Here is a 14,853-nt window from a genome sequence, read left to right as displayed (position 1 = left end):
TTAACCCGTTTATTCATAAAAATATTAACCCCTCACAATATATGGCTAATACTGGGTTCAGCTGATGTCTCTTCACACAAAATACGGTCATTTACTATACAAAACAAGGGTATGGATAGGGTGCTTTCTTCTTTTTTCGTTTAAATTTTCTTTTGCTGACCCATTTATTACTATGGCAATGAGTTTATAATCAGCTATAAATACTGAGTGTTTACTCAAAACAGGTTGGCAACAATAATGAAATATATTTATAAAACACTCTTCATCCTCTCTGCATTGTTCTCTGCTGCAAGTTTTGCAGCCATAGGACCCTACAAAGTCGTTTTAATCCATGGCTTTCAACCCGATCAACTACAAAGCCGACCAGATCGTGATCAAGTAGCCGTAGATGGTTCAGACTACTGGCAAAACTACTGGTTACAGCATGCTGATGCCCGTGTCGATTGGCCCGCTCACGAGCGGATCGAAGGAAAGATTGCATCAGACTATCTATGGCCTGCATTAAAAACGCTTTCCGAGCAAAAAACCTGTCTGTCCGGCTGCATTTTAGTGACCCACTCTACCGGCGACTTGGTGGCACGCTACCTGTTAGACAACCAAGCAAACTGGCTGAATAACGCAGGGCTCGAGCCACTCAACATTGTCGGCACCTTTGACTTTGCAGGCGCAGGCGGCGGCGTTGAACTGGCCAACATCGCGGTGAATGTTGCTGAAGGTGGTGGTTGGCTAAATCATGCGATGAAAAAAGCCGTGTCACTGTGGATGGGACAACTCCCCAGCAAAGACAATATCGGCGTACTGAACGACTTGAAAGTGGCAAACGCGCGCCAACTCGCCATGTGGCCTGATAACCGTGTACCGCGTATTCGTTTCGTGGGCAATGGCTCTGACTTCTTAGGGGCGACATCACCCTTTATACCAGGCAGCGACGATGGCGTGGTCGCCGCCCACTCGGCCTGTGGTGCCGCCGATGTCGATGCATTTGATAGTTGTTCAACCGCCATTGAGTTTGATGGCCAATTAGATTATGTCCACAAAGGGGTTCGACGCTTTATGCCCTCACACTACCCGCTATTGATGGGCGATAAGTATAGCCATCTGACTATCTTTAATCCTTGGCATAAAGGCAAAGTAACAGCCACCGATCCTGAGCTTAAGCTCGGCGATCAGTCTCGTATCGCTGTCGAGACCATTGACGAAGATGGCTGGTTTGGTAAGAAGTACCGTTATGTCCGTGATTCAGACCGTGACACCTTGTCGGAGCTGGTTCATGCCCTCCCACAATGATTTCGGACAGGCTGTGACGTGATTAACAAAGCTGCCCTTTCATCGAGATAAGGGCAGCAGGTTGGATTTATTCGCTTTTCTTTCCTGTGCTACCGTGGCTGTAACACATTAATTAGGGATTACTATGACTAGACTGCTGCTCGCAGTAACCTTGGTCGTATCAATGGGAACGACAGCGTATTTATGGCTAGATGCACCAGACACGCTGACACATCAAACGACGACCGAACGTGGCCACACACCTTCGCCCCCGAGTATGCGTGAAGCCGCCTCCTCCCTTTCTGATACCACGCGCCACAAAGCACAAGCTCAACCTGCCGAGCCCGATGTGATGAAAACCTCGATGGCGCCGACACTGAGCTACATTGCCGCCGATTATGCAGAGCAAATCCAGCATCCCGACTACTCGATCCCCATTCCATCAAAACAAAGCCCGTATTTACACTGGAATCAACATATCTCGACCCCAATGCCAATTCTCGATGGCTCAGTGAAAGCGGCATTAAAGCTCAACCAATACCGTTACTTTTATCCAGAAAATATCCAAGCCTCACTGGTCACCCCTGCCTCTTTTAATCACGCGACTTTGTCGGTCATTGATGTCGAGGCTAATCGGGAATTGACCCACCTCGATGTCACAGATACACAGTGGAACATTGAGCCCGAAGCCGATTGGCCTGTCGAGCTTCGCCTTAAAGCAGCCCTCAGTTTTGATGGGGGCGACGATGTGCTCACCGCCGACTTTCGTCTTTATCAGCCCATTGCGGAAGTGAAAGGGGTGAAGCCAGTTTTCGGCCGCGGGCCGGATATGGTTATCCCGCTCGTTTTGGATATCGACAAAGGCGGTATTTATCGGGTACGTGCTAATCTATTTACTGCTGACGATCAACCCGTTGCGGTATTAACCAATAAGACACGCCTCAGTGAGGGCGAGCAAACGCTAGAGCTACGCGCTTTTCGAGCCTCGATGCGTGGCTATGGCGATGAATGGCAACTGAAAGACGTGGTGATTGAGCGTATGTCGGGCTATCCCGGTGAGCGGGCACAATTTGGCATCAGCCCACAGGATCATTATTCACTCGGTGTTTTTGACACCGGACAGTTATCCGACGAGCCCTATCAAATGAGTGAGCAAGAGCGAATGCAGTTGGAATTTCTGCAACGTGCAGCTCAGCAATCTTAGTCGCCCATGAAGGCCTCTGACGCTAACCGTTCACTTTGTTCACGTGCGGTATGAATACACCGACGCACACCCTGAGCGGTATTGGTGCGCTGCCACGCGAGTACGACGTGGCTGACTAACGGCATATCTTCAACCGCGACGACAGCGACATGATCGCTCAGCTGTGTGGTCAATGATTCAGGTACCAAGGCAATACCAAACCCCGCTGACACCATTGCCGTTGCTGAATGTAATTGCGGTGCCAACGAGGCATTCGAGGGCGCCAGTCCTGCTCCTTTTAATGCGTCCACCAAAGCATCATGTAACCCTGGGCCAATATCACGTGGAAACAGAATAATCGGATCATCGCCCAATTGTGACAACGTCACGCTTTGCTGCTTGGCAAAGGCATGATTAGCGGGCACCACTAGCTTAAACGGGTCAGGAAACAGCGGCGTGTGCGCCACGTGTTCACTGGCATAACATGGTAAGCGTAGAAAGGCGAGATCGACATCCTGCTGACGCAAGGTTTCCACCAAAGAAGGCATGGGCAGCTCTATTGGTTGAAAATCAATCTCTGGATGGGCTTGCTGTAATCGCCGAACCAGTTCTAACACGGCTTGGCTCACCACCGTGGAGCTGGCAAACCCAAGCCGTAGTTGATTCCGCTCTCCTCGCGCCACTTGTTTGACCCGCTGCACGGCGTGATCCAACTGCGCCAAGATTTTCACCGCATCATCATAAAGCACCTGACCGGCCGGCGTTAGCGCCACCCCACGCGACAAACGCTCAAACAAAGGCACGCCCACCTCTTGCTCTAGCTTTTTAATTTGTTGACTCAGTGGTGGTTGCGCAATGCCCAATTTTTCGGCTGCGCGGGTGAAGTGTCGGCACTCTGCCACCGTTACAAAATACCGTAAATACCTTAGCTCCATGACTCTACCTCTGAGAAGTCTCTGATATTCAGTATCTTACCACGTTTTTTATGTGCCATATCTTTTCGATATCAAAGCCAACCTTTTTTGTATTGGATGCTATTCACGTCAGCTCGCATCATAACTATAGGTTTCACGCAACGAACCGTTTGATTATCAGAACGGTCGTTAAATACGGTTAACGAGGACGCTTTATGAGCACCCAAACCTGCCACTGTGCCGAGCACATTGCGGCCGCCTACGTTGAGCATCACCAACACACGGGTGAAGGCGAAATCTATCAAACCTCCCTGATGAGTGCCTTGATTGATGGCATCTACGAGGGCGACACCACCATGGCCGATCTCCTCAAACATGGCGACTTCGGCCTCGGCACATTCAACCAACTCGACGGTGAGCTCATCGCCTTTGATAAAACCATATTCCAGCTGCGCGGTGATGGCTCGGCGCGTCATGCCGACCCGGACCAAAAGACCCCCTTTGCGGTCATGACCTTCTTCAAGCCAGAGATCAGCCAGACTTTTGATCACCCCATGTCGCGCCAAGAGCTGCATGATGTCATCGATAGCTTGGTGCCAAGCGACAATATTTTTTGTGCGGTTCGTATCGATGGTGCCTTTGAGCATGTTCGCACTCGCACTGTGCCCAAACAAACGCCGCCGTACAAACCCATGCTTGAGGCCATCGCTGCACAACCTGAGTTTCGCTTTGACCATGTCAATGGCGTGATTGCTGGCTTCCGCAGCCCACAATACACCCAAGGGATCAATGTCGCTGGCTATCACGAGCACTTTATCACTGACACACGCCAAGGCGGTGGCCATGTCCAAGACTACGAATTGGCTTGTGGTACCTTGCAAATTGGGCGGGTCTCTAAACTGGTGATTGATCTTCCGACCAATGCCAGCTTCCTCGACGCGAACTTAACCTCGGACAACATACACGCCGCTATCGAACAAGCAGAAAAATAATATCACCTCCCATTGGGAGACAACCTCACGAGGAGCCCAACATGACTACAAAAACACAGTGGGACAATGGCGCACAACTGATCGCAAATCACCTAGAACAACAAGGTGTAGAATACATTTTTGGTATTCCTGGCGCCAAAATCGACCGTCTCTTTGACGCCGTTGAAGACACCAACATCAAGATGATCCCCATTCGTCACGAGGCGAATGGCGCCTTTATGGCAGGCGTCGTCGGCCGTCTAACCGGTAAGGCGGGTGTGACTATGGTGACCTCTGGCCCAGGCTGTGCCAACTTGGTCACCGGTCTGGCAACCGCAACCTCAGAAGGCGATCCCTTGGTCGCATTAGGGGGCGCGGTAAAACGGGCCGATCAACAAAAACAAACCCACCAAAGCCTTGATACAGTGAGCGTATTCCGCTCCGTCACCAAATACAGCGCCGAGGTTCAAGCCAGCACTGCTGCGTCTGAGATCCTTGCCAATGCCTTCCGCTCAGCAGAAAGCGGCCGCCCCGGCGCTGCCTTTGTCAGTCTGCCCATGGACATTCTCAACGAACCCGTTGAAAGTGATATCCTCGCACCGACCTTCCCCGCCCAGCCCGGCATGGCAGATACGCGAGCCATCAGCGAGGCAGCCAATAAAATCAAAGCAGCGAAAAATCCTGTGTTTCTCCTAGGCTTACAAGCCAGCCGCCCCGAGAATGCCGCCGCTATTCGTACTCTGCTCAATCGTACCCAATTACCCGTTCTCGGCACCTATCAGGCGGCAGGTACTGTTGATATCAGCTACTACCAGCGCTTTGCGGGTCGGGTGGGTTTGTTCAACAACCAGCCCGGTGATCTATTGCTCGCAAATGCAGACCTTATCATCACCATTGGCTTTAGCCCGATTGAATACGATCCTGAGCTTTGGAATACCCAACACACAGACATCGTGCATATTGATGTCGAGCCTGCGGAAATCGAGCATTACTATCGCCCCAGCGTTGAGCTCGTTGGCCAAATTGAGCCAACCCTGAAAGCACTCACCGAGCAGCTCGATCATCACTGGCTGATGCCATCTACCACCGTCGATGTGCTCGAAGAAGTCGCCCACCAACGTCAAGCGATTCGTGCTTATAGCCATTCACACCAAGAGTTTGCTTTGCATCCGTTACACCTAATCAAAGTGATGCAGGATGTGATCACCCCAGACACAACCTTGTGCTTGGACATGGGTAGTTTCCACATTTGGATTGCTCGTTACCTCAACTGCTTCCGTTCCCGTCAATTGTTGGTCTCGAACGGCCAACAAACCATGGGCGTCGCCCTTCCTTGGGGAATTGGTGCTAGCTTGCTCAATCCCGATCGCAAAGTGGTGTCCGTTTCCGGTGACGGTGGGTTTATGCAATCAAGCATGGAGCTTGAAACTGCTGTGCGCCTCAAATGCAACTTGCTACACATTATTTGGGTGGACAACGCCTACAACATGGTAGAGATGCAAGAGGTCAAAAAATATCAGCGCTTTTCCGGTGTGAAATTCGGCCCGATTGACTTTAAAGCCTACGCCGAGGCGTTTGGTGCCAAAGGTTTTGCGGTCACACGCCAAGAAGATCTTGCCAGTCAATTGAAGCAAGCCATGGACACCGAAGGACCCGCCGTGATCGCGATCCCCGTCGATTACAGTGACAACTACAAGCTAATGGCCCCGCGTGAGGCCGGCAGTATGGATCCGGTATTTGCTTGATCAATCAGATAAAAAGGAGAACACAATGAAAGGTATTAACCAAAAAGTCGCATTGATTACTGGCGCAGCCAACGGCATTGGCGCAGCCATTACCGACCGCCTCTATCAAGAAGGTGCCAAAGTGGCCATTGCAGACTGGAACCAAGCGGCATTAAATGACACTGCAGCAAAATACGATGCTGATCGCGTCTTGAAGCTCTCTGTCGATGTGTCAGATCCAAAAGCGGTAGAAGCCATGATTCAAGAAGTGGTATCCCACTTTGGGCAGCTAGATATGCTGATCAATAACGCAGGGGTGCATACGCCTGGTTCGGTCATTGACGGCACTCTGGCTGACTGGGAGAAAGTATCAGGAGTAGATATTGATGGTGTGGTTTTTTGCGCCAAATACGCCATGCCTGAGTTAATTAAAACCAAAGGTTCAATGGTAAACACGGCATCAGTATCAGGCCTAGGCGGTGATTGGGGCGCGGCTTTTTACTGTGCCGCCAAAGGCGCCGTTGTGAACTTGACACGTGCCATGGCACTCGATCACGGCCTTCAAGGCGTGCGCATTAATGCCGTCTGTCCTAGCTTGGTCAAGACCAACATGACCAATGGCTGGCCCGAATCGGTGCGGGAAAAGTTCAATGAACGTATCGCACTAGGTCGTCCGGCAGAGCCTGAAGAAGTCGCGTCTGCGGTCGCATTTCTTGTCAGTGACGATGCATCATTTATTTCCGGTGTTAACCTCCCCGTTGATGGCGGCGCCACCGCCTCGGATGGTCAACCCAAAATCGTCTGAGAAATCACCAAGCGTCGCGATGCGTCCGTGTTACCGGGCGCTTTTTTCATGGCGCACTGTCAGTCCACGCGCTGCGAGCGCGCGAGCTGTTAAGCCAGATGAAAATCAATCACAAACAACGGCGGGCGTTCTGGGTAGATTTGCAAAATCAGCGCCTTCAGCTCAGTCAACGACATTCCCTCTTGTTCCGCATGGCGAGCATTAATGTCCTCGAAAGCAAGCGGAGCAACGCTGTCGATCACAATGTCACACACATAATGATCGGTTTCTAGCTGATGTACCGCGACGCGCGAACCGGGTTGATAGTGACTTTCGGATTCATCACGAATAGTGATGGTTTTAACACCGGCGGCCACCATGGGCGTTAAGGTGGAGAAAAAGGTGATTTTGGTCGGGGCAGTCATGTTGTTTTCATCCAAAACTGTGTTGGCCTATAGTGCGATAGGATTAAAAAAGCCCGCGCGCACTTGCACGCGGGCTTTCCATGCCTTGCGACGTTACGCCATCATCGGCACCAATACAAGCGTGCCAATAATCACAGTAATTAACCCACAGATAACTGGCACCGAGGTGCGTTTAACCACTTCAAACGGGCTGAGTTTTGCCATCCCTGATGTCGCCACAATTACTCCCGACACAGGCGAAACCGTGCGGCCTAAATTAGACGCTTGCAACATGGGGATAATCAAAAACGCTGGGTTAAGCCCCATCTTCGCGGCTAACGAGGGCGCGAGTTCAACAAACGCATAGAAAGGCGCATTGCCCGATCCGGTCGCAATCGCTGCCGCCACAGTGAGCAAGGTTAGCAACATCATCAGCGCGATACCACCGGCGCCAGCGCTTTCCGCTAGGCCCAATAAGTTGTCTATCGCACCAATCGACATCAAGCCTTGGGCAAATACGCCGGCAGCCACCAACAGCATCACGACGCCTTTAAAGGCATCCGCCATGCCTTCATAGCAGGCATCGAGATCTTCTAGCGTTCTTCTACCATCAAATTTCTTGGTCGCAAAGTCCACCAATGCCCCCAAGAAGATCGACAAGACCACGATGGTATAAATATCAAGATACAGCCCCTTGATGGTTTGCCCATTGAACAGGAACACCCCAATAATGGGTAAAAACGGTAACACTGCGTAATAAGCAGGCGCGTGGGTTTCTATCTCAGAGACATCTACACGCTCCATCGGCGTGTTTTCTTTTTTATCCAGGTATTTGTTCCAAAAATATGCTGCGGCGGCCATCACGATGATTGCACAAATAGAGACTGGCAATACGGTTTCAACCGCAAACACATGGAGAGGCAACCCGGATTTTTCCGCCGCAATCACCACATCGCCCGACGTGGGTGACAAAATAATGGCAGCAGGTGACGCACACACTGCGGTGGCAGCAGGACGAGAAATGCCCATCGCGGTCATCATCGGGAACAAGGTCGCCATCAGAAGGACACCTAACCCAGTTGCAGAGCTGACTGCCAGCGACATCAAACATGCCACGATGTAGGCCGCTACGAGCAGCACATAAGGTGACTTGATCACCGATAGCGGCTTAGAGAACTGTTTCACCACCACATTGTTGGCACCAATGTGCGACATATAGGCCGCAAAGCCACACAACAACATAATTTGCATCCCGAGGCCACCACCACGGTATTGCAGCATGTATTTTACGTATTCAAGCGAGTCGGTAAACAAGTTGCCCGTCGACGTTAATTTAGCCGGTAGGACACTGTGCCCGATTAACCCTGTGATAATCAGTAATAAAATCCCTGCGGTTAGCAAGGTGCTTGCAGCACGATAACCTTTGACAATGAAGTAGCCCACAGCCACCGTTACCACTAGCCCAATGAGCAGTTCTAGCATAATTCACTCCGCCAGATGATAAAGATAAAAGAATTGGATGGAATTTACTCAGCTCACTGTACTAAACCCCTGCCTGTAGCACGACAAGAACCAAACCCGAGCTTGATTTAAGACAAATAAAAAGCCGCCTCTCAATAAAAGGCGGCTTGGCGATCACAGTTTGTCTTGGTTAAGTCATCGGCTAGTGGTGAAGATCAAAGCGGTCAGCGTTCATCACTTTCACCCACGCCGCCACGAAATCGTGTACAAACTTGGCTTGGTTGTCATCTTGCGCGTAAAACTCAGCATAAGCGCGTAAAATAGAGTTTGAACCGAACACTAAATCAACGCGACTTGCCGTCCACTTCACCGCACCAGAGTCGCGCGCAATGATTTCATAGCGATTGCGGCCGACGGGTTGCCATTGATACGCCATGTCTGTCAGATTGACAAAAAAGTCATGACTTAGCTGCCCCACTCGGTCAGTCAGCACGCCTTCCGACGCACCGCCATAATTGGCACCCAGTACGCGCATACCACCCAGCAATACTGTCATTTCAGGGGCCGTGAGTCCCATCAATTGGGCACGATCGAGCAGTAACTCTTCAGGCTGAACGGTGTAGTCTTTTTTCAGCCAGTTGCGGAATCCATCTGCAACCGGTTCTAGCACCTCAAACGAAGCCACATCAGTCTGCTCAAGCGTGGCATCACCACGGCCAGGAGCAAAGGGAACGTCGACGGGGAAGCCAGCCGCTTTCGCGGCTTCTTCGATGCCTTGATTGCCTGCCAGCACGATGGTGTCGGCCAAACTAATTTGATGCTTCTGGGCGATATTGCTCAGCACGTTGACGACCTTCGCCAAACGCTCCGGCTCGTTCCCTTGCCAATCTTTTTGCGGCGCTAGGCAGATCCGCGCGCCGTTCGCCCCTCCTCGTTTATCAGATTGCCGATAAGTCCGCGCACTATCCCATGCGGTCGTCACTTTCTCTGCCAGTGTCAGGCCACTGTTGGCAATATCCGCTTTTACCGACGCGACGTCATAATCGGTGCGTCCTGCCGGTACAGGGTCTTGCCAAATCAAGTCTTCACTTGGCACATCTGGGCCGATGTAACGCGATTTAGGCCCCATGTCGCGGTGCGTAAGTTTGAACCAGGCTTTAGCAAAGGCATCCGCTAACTGCTCGGGATGTTGATAAAAACGCTCCGCAATGCTGCAATAGGTTGGGTCCATTTTGAGTGCCATATCAGCATCCGTCATGATGGGATTACGACGAATAGAGGGGTCTTCCACATCGACAGGTTTATCTTCTTCTTTGATGTCGATGGGTTCCCACTGCCACGCACCCGCTGGGCTTTTCTTCAATTCCCACTCGTAGTTAAACAACAGATAAAAGTAGCCGTTATCCCATTGCGTGGGATGGGTGGTCCACGCCCCTTCAATGCCACTGGTGACCGTATCGCGACCAATGCCACGCGCTTGATGGTTGTTCCACCCTAAGCCTTGCTCTTCAATCGCTGCACCTTCCGGCTCGGGGCCGAGCTGTTCCGCATCGCCATTGCCATGACACTTACCAACAGTATGGCCACCTGCGGTGAGTGCAACCGTTTCTTCATCGTTCATCGCCATACGCTCGAAGGTGACACGCATGTCTTGCGCGGTTTTAAGCGGATCGGGATTGCCATCCACCCCTTCTGGGTTGACATAAATCAGCCCCATCATCACCGCTGCCAATGGGTTTTCCAGATCGCGTTCACCAGAGTAGCGGCTGTTTTCAGCATCACTTGGCGCCAGCCATTCTTTCTCTGCGCCCCAGTAGGTATCTTTCTCAGGGTGCCAAATATCCTCGCGGCCAAATGCAAATCCATAGGGTTTTAAGCCCATCGATTCATACGCCATCGTCCCCGCCAGCAAAATTAAATCTGCCCAGCTTATTTTGTTGCCATATTTTTTCTTAATCGGCCACAACAGGCGGCGGGCTTTATCGAGATTGGCGTTATCCGGCCATGAGTTTAAAGGCGCAAAACGCTGGTTACCGGTCGCACCGCCACCGCGGCCGTCGGCAATACGATAGCTCCCCGCGGAGTGCCATGCCATGCGGATCATCAAGCCGCCATAATGTCCCCAGTCGGCGGGCCACCAAGACTGACTCTCGGTCAGTAACGCTTTCACATCCTTTTTCAATGCATCGATATCGAGAGTTTTAAGCGCGGCGTGATAATCAAAATCATCATCAAAGGGGGAGGTTTTACTGTCGTGTTGATGAAGAATGTCGAGGTTTAGCGCGTTTGGCCACCAGGTTTTGTGTGCCATCGCTTCCGAGGTTTTGCTGCCGTGCATGACAGGGCACTGGCCACCTGACGTTGAGCCTTGTTGAGACATTGCTTTCTCCTTGCTCTTATTGTTCGACAAGCTTTCTTCACAGAGAATCAGCTTGCGCATTGCGTTAATAGGCAATCAGGCGAAGTTGCATGATTGTCCCGACTAATACAACGTTAATAGGCATTAGACATCCGCGCTAATCTGTTTTGCCAATTACTGTGATTGCTGACACCAGAGTTACCAGTCAGCATACGCTTAATGCCACACCGCTAATGCATTGATAAATAGACACTCCTTTTCCTAACACCTTGTATGGCCACCAAAACACAATGGCAGCATGACTTCGTCAAATCGACGTCAAGAAAAAGGCATTATATTTCAGTGTGTAGCGATTAAACTCCATCCCCCACAGAGAATTGTCTTCATCGACTGATGGAAAATAAAACAAAGCAAGCTAGCCTAGTTTTGCAGGCAGAATTTTGTTGTTGCCCTAAGCGATTGAAGCTCATTCAATCACGATTCACATTGTCGCAATTAGGAACACAATTATGAACGCTTCAGATGCACAAAACCTGACATCTCAATTTGATACTTGGTTGAATAGCCACCAAAGTTTGGTCTCTAACCAACAGCAACTGCAGCACAGCGCGCTCTTTGCGGTACCACGCGATGGCGACAGCTCAGTATCTGGTCAGAATACCATCGGTGCCGGTAAAAATGCGCAAACGGAATCAGCGCAAGGTAAGAAATTGGATGATGCCATTAGCGCTGGCAATCACAGTGAAATTGTTCGCTTGCTCACCGAGTCTACCGGTAATGCGGTATCGAGCATTTTAGGCTTAGCTCAAAGCCGCACCGGCTGGAATCCGCTGGACCCAGATAATGACAAGAATGCCGAAGGGTTTCAGGAGTTTGTGAGCTCCATTCTTAAAGTGCCCTTTTTTAATGTCACCCAATCAGAGCGCACCACGGTGCATTACGAAGAAGAGAACTACAACTCTCTGATTGATAAAGTCGTTGGCCTCTATGACGGGATCACTGAGCAAGATGTTCCGCTGATTAAAAACAGTATTGTGAACCTTGCCAAGGCGTGTACTAGCCGAGTGAATACCCAAAACACCAAAACCTTGTTTGTCCAAAACACCATGAACGCGACTGGGACGGACATTGTCGTCGGTATTCAGCAAACCTTTATGATGATGGAGCGCAGTCACAGCTCAGGTAAAGGTGCGCCTAAAGATCAGTACAAAACTGAGATCACTGTGAATGTGATGGAACTGACCTTTAAAGGTGGGCTGTGGAATGAAAGTGCGGCGGAGAAGCTCGCCGATAAATTTGTGAAAAGCTGGGATGACTGGCTGGATGGCACCACAACACCCGCTTCACCGAGCGCGGACCAAATTCAGTTCTGCTTTGGTCCGGCACATCGCGCACGTCAAAAACAAGAAGCGGACGCGATTAAGTAATCATCCTCTGCTCCCTTTATTCAACGGGGGAGTATTGGCCCATCTGTAGACAACACGGCAAGTCGATTGTTGGCTTGCCGTTTTTAATACGCCCACTCACGGTTTTGTAGTACCACACGATAACCGTCCAGATCTTCAAAGGTACGCCCGTCTTTATCCCAGTAGCTATTGTAACTCGGCACAGGTTTAAACCCAGCGGCTTCAATTTGTTGACACGCAGTCTGCCATGCAGCGTGATCCGGCAAGTAAAAGACCAACAGGTTTTCCTGTGACGGGGCTGGACCGACATGGGTGCCGCGATGATGGGTAAATTCAAGGTGATAGTTATGATGTGGGTGACCAATAATGGCGCCATCAAAATCATTATGGCCAGAAAACGTCGCCAATAGCTCAAACCCCAGCCCATCGCAATACATGTTGGTAATGTCGGCCAAATTGTCGGTGGGTCGTGCCACCCGCATCACGGTGTCTTTATCAATCATTGTGCTGGCTCCTCCGGCTCGCAATTCAATGTTTGCATCATGGTGATAGAGTCTGGGGTAAACCCCAGCGCGTGGTAAAACGCCTGCGCATCCTGATTAAACGTCATCACTTCTAGTTTAATCACAGTGGCATGATTGTCTTTCGCCCATTGGGTACAGGCCGCCATTAACGCTTTACCTGCACCGGTTCCTCGCGCATCACGGTCAACCACAATGGTATTCACATGACACATGGGATCGTCGACCAGATGAGGAATGTGTTCAAACGACTCCAGCCTTGCCGACAAAAAGCCAATCACTTTGTTTTGATGCTCTGCCACCCAAAAGTACTTATCCGCTTCTTGCAGCGCTTGCTGCAAAAACGCCCGACCGCTTGGGCCAGGCGTTGCAAACAGATGCGGCGCATGTTGATGGTGCATGTCACCAATTTGTACATTCAGGGCGAAGATGGCATCCAAGTCCTCAACCGAGGCACATCTCACTTGCATCCTTGTGTCCTTTAAATCCTTTTGTGTATTAGGCGATAAAAATCTGCCCTAATACATAACCGAGCGCACAAGCGCTCACCACGCCAATTAAGCCGACCGCCATAAATGAATGGTTGAAATACCATTTACCAATTTTGGTGGTGCCGGATGCATCGAAATTCACGGTCGCAATATCTGAAGGATAGTTGGGAATAAAGAAGTACCCATACACGGCCGGCATAATACCGATAAGCAGCGCAGGATCGAGCCCTAACCCAAGACCCACCGGCAACATCATCCGTGCGGTCGCGGCTTGCGAATTAACAACCACTGACACGATAAACAAGGCAAGTGCAAAAGACCACGGATATTGAGTGACCATCTCCACAATTCCCGACTTAAATTGCGGCATCGCGTATTGGAAGTAAGTGTCTGACATCCAAGCAATCCCGAAGATAGCAATGGCCGCCACCATCCCAGATTTAAACACCACGCCATTCGGCACATTACGCGGATCTGTTTTGGTCGCCAGTAAGATAATCCCGCCAAAGCAGAGCATCATCATTTGAATAACCACCGACATGCTGATGGCCTTACTCTCCCCTGCCACTGTGCGGATCTCTGGCCACATCGCGATAATCACAATGGTAACGATGGCACTGATGAACAATAACACCGCATTGCGCGCGGAACGGGGTAATACCTCATCTAACGAGGTCGCTGTAGTATTTTCGATTCGCTCACGCCATTCGGGGTCTTGCAAGCGCGCTTGGTAATCCGGATCGTCATCCAGCTCTTTGCCACGGCGCAAGCTGTACAGAGACATCAGCAAGGTACCAAACAAGGTGGCGGGGATAGTCACCAACAAAATCGAGACTAAAGTAATGTCATGTTGAATATCGGCAAGCTGGGCAAGGTAATAGACCACGGCTGCAGAGATCGGCGAGGCTGTAATCGCGATTTGAGAGGCAACCGACGCCGCCGCCATTGGGCGCTCCGGACGAATACCATTTTTCAGCGCGACATCACCGATAATCGGCATAATGGAATACACCGCGTGACCGGTCCCAAGCATAAAGGTCATGGCATAGGTGACAAACGGCGCAATCAAGGTGACGCGTTTTGGATTTTTACGCAATAATCGCTCGGCCACTTGCAGCATATACTTAAGGCCACCTGCCGCTTCCAAAATAGAGGCACAGGTGACGACCGCAAGAATAATCAGCATCACGGTCACAGGCGGTGACGTTGGCGGCATCTGGAAGATAAACACTTCAATGACCAAGCCAATCCCTGAGACCACGCCCAGCCCAATGCCCCCGTATCGGGAGCCGATATACAGCATTAGCAGTAAGAACAAGAACTCTAAATACAACATACCCTCACCTCTCTACCCGACTACGCAGGCTGT

13 protein-coding genes are annotated in these 14,853 nt (G+C 50.8%); 6 read left to right on the top strand and 7 right to left on the bottom strand.

The window, feature by feature from the left end:
* Positions 1-237: 237 nt before the first annotated feature.
* Positions 238-1,287: a hypothetical protein gene (locus BZG25_RS09525; protein WP_046073393.1), complete on the top strand. Its 1,050-nt coding sequence runs from the start codon at positions 238-240 to the stop codon at positions 1,285-1,287.
* Between the two features lie 124 nt (positions 1,288-1,411).
* Positions 1,412-2,470: a hypothetical protein gene (locus tag BZG25_RS09520; protein WP_077577921.1), complete on the top strand. Its 1,059-nt coding sequence runs from the start codon at positions 1,412-1,414 to the stop codon at positions 2,468-2,470.
* On the opposite strand, the gene BZG25_RS09515 is transcribed toward BZG25_RS09520, so the two are convergent.
* A complete protein-coding gene (locus BZG25_RS09515) occupies positions 2,467-3,384 on the bottom strand; it encodes a LysR family transcriptional regulator (protein WP_077577922.1) in 918 nt (305 codons plus the stop codon). The genes BZG25_RS09520 and BZG25_RS09515 overlap by 4 nt on opposite strands.
* A 194-nt stretch (positions 3,385-3,578) precedes the next feature.
* Here BZG25_RS09515 and budA point away from each other — a divergent pair, with 194 nt between their 5' ends.
* The 3 genes from budA to BZG25_RS09500 are packed head-to-tail and all read left to right on the top strand — an operon-like array spanning position 3,579 to position 6,863.
* Complete coding sequence (gene budA, locus BZG25_RS09510) at positions 3,579-4,355, top strand: acetolactate decarboxylase (protein ID WP_077638975.1); 777 nt, start codon at positions 3,579-3,581, stop codon at positions 4,353-4,355.
* A 41-nt stretch (positions 4,356-4,396) separates the two neighbouring features.
* Positions 4,397-6,079 carry an acetolactate synthase AlsS gene (gene alsS, locus BZG25_RS09505; RefSeq protein WP_077577924.1) on the top strand — a complete coding sequence of 561 codons (1,683 nt, stop codon included), beginning with the start codon at positions 4,397-4,399 and terminating at the stop codon, positions 6,077-6,079.
* Positions 6,080-6,104: 25 nt separating this feature from the next.
* Entirely contained in the window at positions 6,105-6,863 is a 759-nt protein-coding gene (locus tag BZG25_RS09500) for an SDR family NAD(P)-dependent oxidoreductase (RefSeq protein ID WP_077577925.1), read from the top strand.
* Between the two features lie 89 nt (positions 6,864-6,952).
* On the opposite strand, the gene yqfB is transcribed toward BZG25_RS09500, so the two are convergent.
* From yqfB to katG, 3 genes are all read right to left on the bottom strand, one after another.
* Positions 6,953-7,267 carry a N(4)-acetylcytidine aminohydrolase gene (gene yqfB / locus BZG25_RS09495; RefSeq protein ID WP_077638974.1) on the bottom strand — a complete coding sequence of 105 codons (315 nt, stop codon included), beginning with the start codon at positions 7,265-7,267 and terminating at the stop codon, positions 6,953-6,955.
* Between the two features lie 93 nt (positions 7,268-7,360).
* The gene (dcuC, locus tag BZG25_RS09490; RefSeq protein ID WP_077638973.1) at positions 7,361-8,728 is read right to left on the bottom strand and encodes an anaerobic C4-dicarboxylate transporter DcuC; all 1,368 of its coding nucleotides are present in this window, start codon (positions 8,726-8,728) and stop codon (positions 7,361-7,363) included.
* Between the two features lie 181 nt (positions 8,729-8,909).
* Positions 8,910-11,087 (bottom strand): catalase/peroxidase HPI, encoded by a 2,178-nt coding sequence (katG, locus tag BZG25_RS09485; RefSeq protein ID WP_077638972.1) that lies wholly within the window; start codon positions 11,085-11,087, stop codon positions 8,910-8,912.
* A gap of 488 nt (positions 11,088-11,575) precedes the next feature.
* Between katG and BZG25_RS09480 the strand changes: the two genes are divergently transcribed.
* On the top strand, positions 11,576-12,493 hold the full coding sequence (locus BZG25_RS09480; RefSeq protein WP_046073402.1) for a hypothetical protein: 918 nt from the start codon (positions 11,576-11,578) through the stop codon (positions 12,491-12,493).
* Positions 12,494-12,576: 83 nt separating this feature from the next.
* Here BZG25_RS09480 and BZG25_RS09475 read toward each other — a convergent pair whose 3' ends face one another.
* From BZG25_RS09475 to BZG25_RS09465, 3 genes are read right to left on the bottom strand one after another with little or no spacing between them, the layout of a single operon-like run.
* On the bottom strand, positions 12,577-12,975 hold the full coding sequence (locus BZG25_RS09475) for a VOC family protein (RefSeq protein ID WP_077638971.1): 399 nt from the start codon (positions 12,973-12,975) through the stop codon (positions 12,577-12,579).
* Positions 12,972-13,463: a GNAT family N-acetyltransferase gene (locus BZG25_RS09470; protein ID WP_077638970.1), complete on the bottom strand. Its 492-nt coding sequence runs from the start codon at positions 13,461-13,463 to the stop codon at positions 12,972-12,974. The genes BZG25_RS09475 and BZG25_RS09470 overlap by 4 nt, the downstream gene beginning before the upstream one ends.
* Before the next feature lie 28 nt (positions 13,464-13,491).
* On the bottom strand, positions 13,492-14,820 hold the full coding sequence (locus tag BZG25_RS09465; RefSeq protein WP_077638969.1) for an anaerobic C4-dicarboxylate transporter: 1,329 nt from the start codon (positions 14,818-14,820) through the stop codon (positions 13,492-13,494).
* Positions 14,821-14,853 lie beyond the last annotated feature (33 nt).

The organism is Salinivibrio sp. ML198 (assembly GCF_001996015.1).
GTDB lineage: Bacteria > Pseudomonadota > Gammaproteobacteria > Enterobacterales > Vibrionaceae > Salinivibrio > Salinivibrio siamensis.
This window is presented reverse-complemented; position numbering and strand designations above follow the sequence as displayed.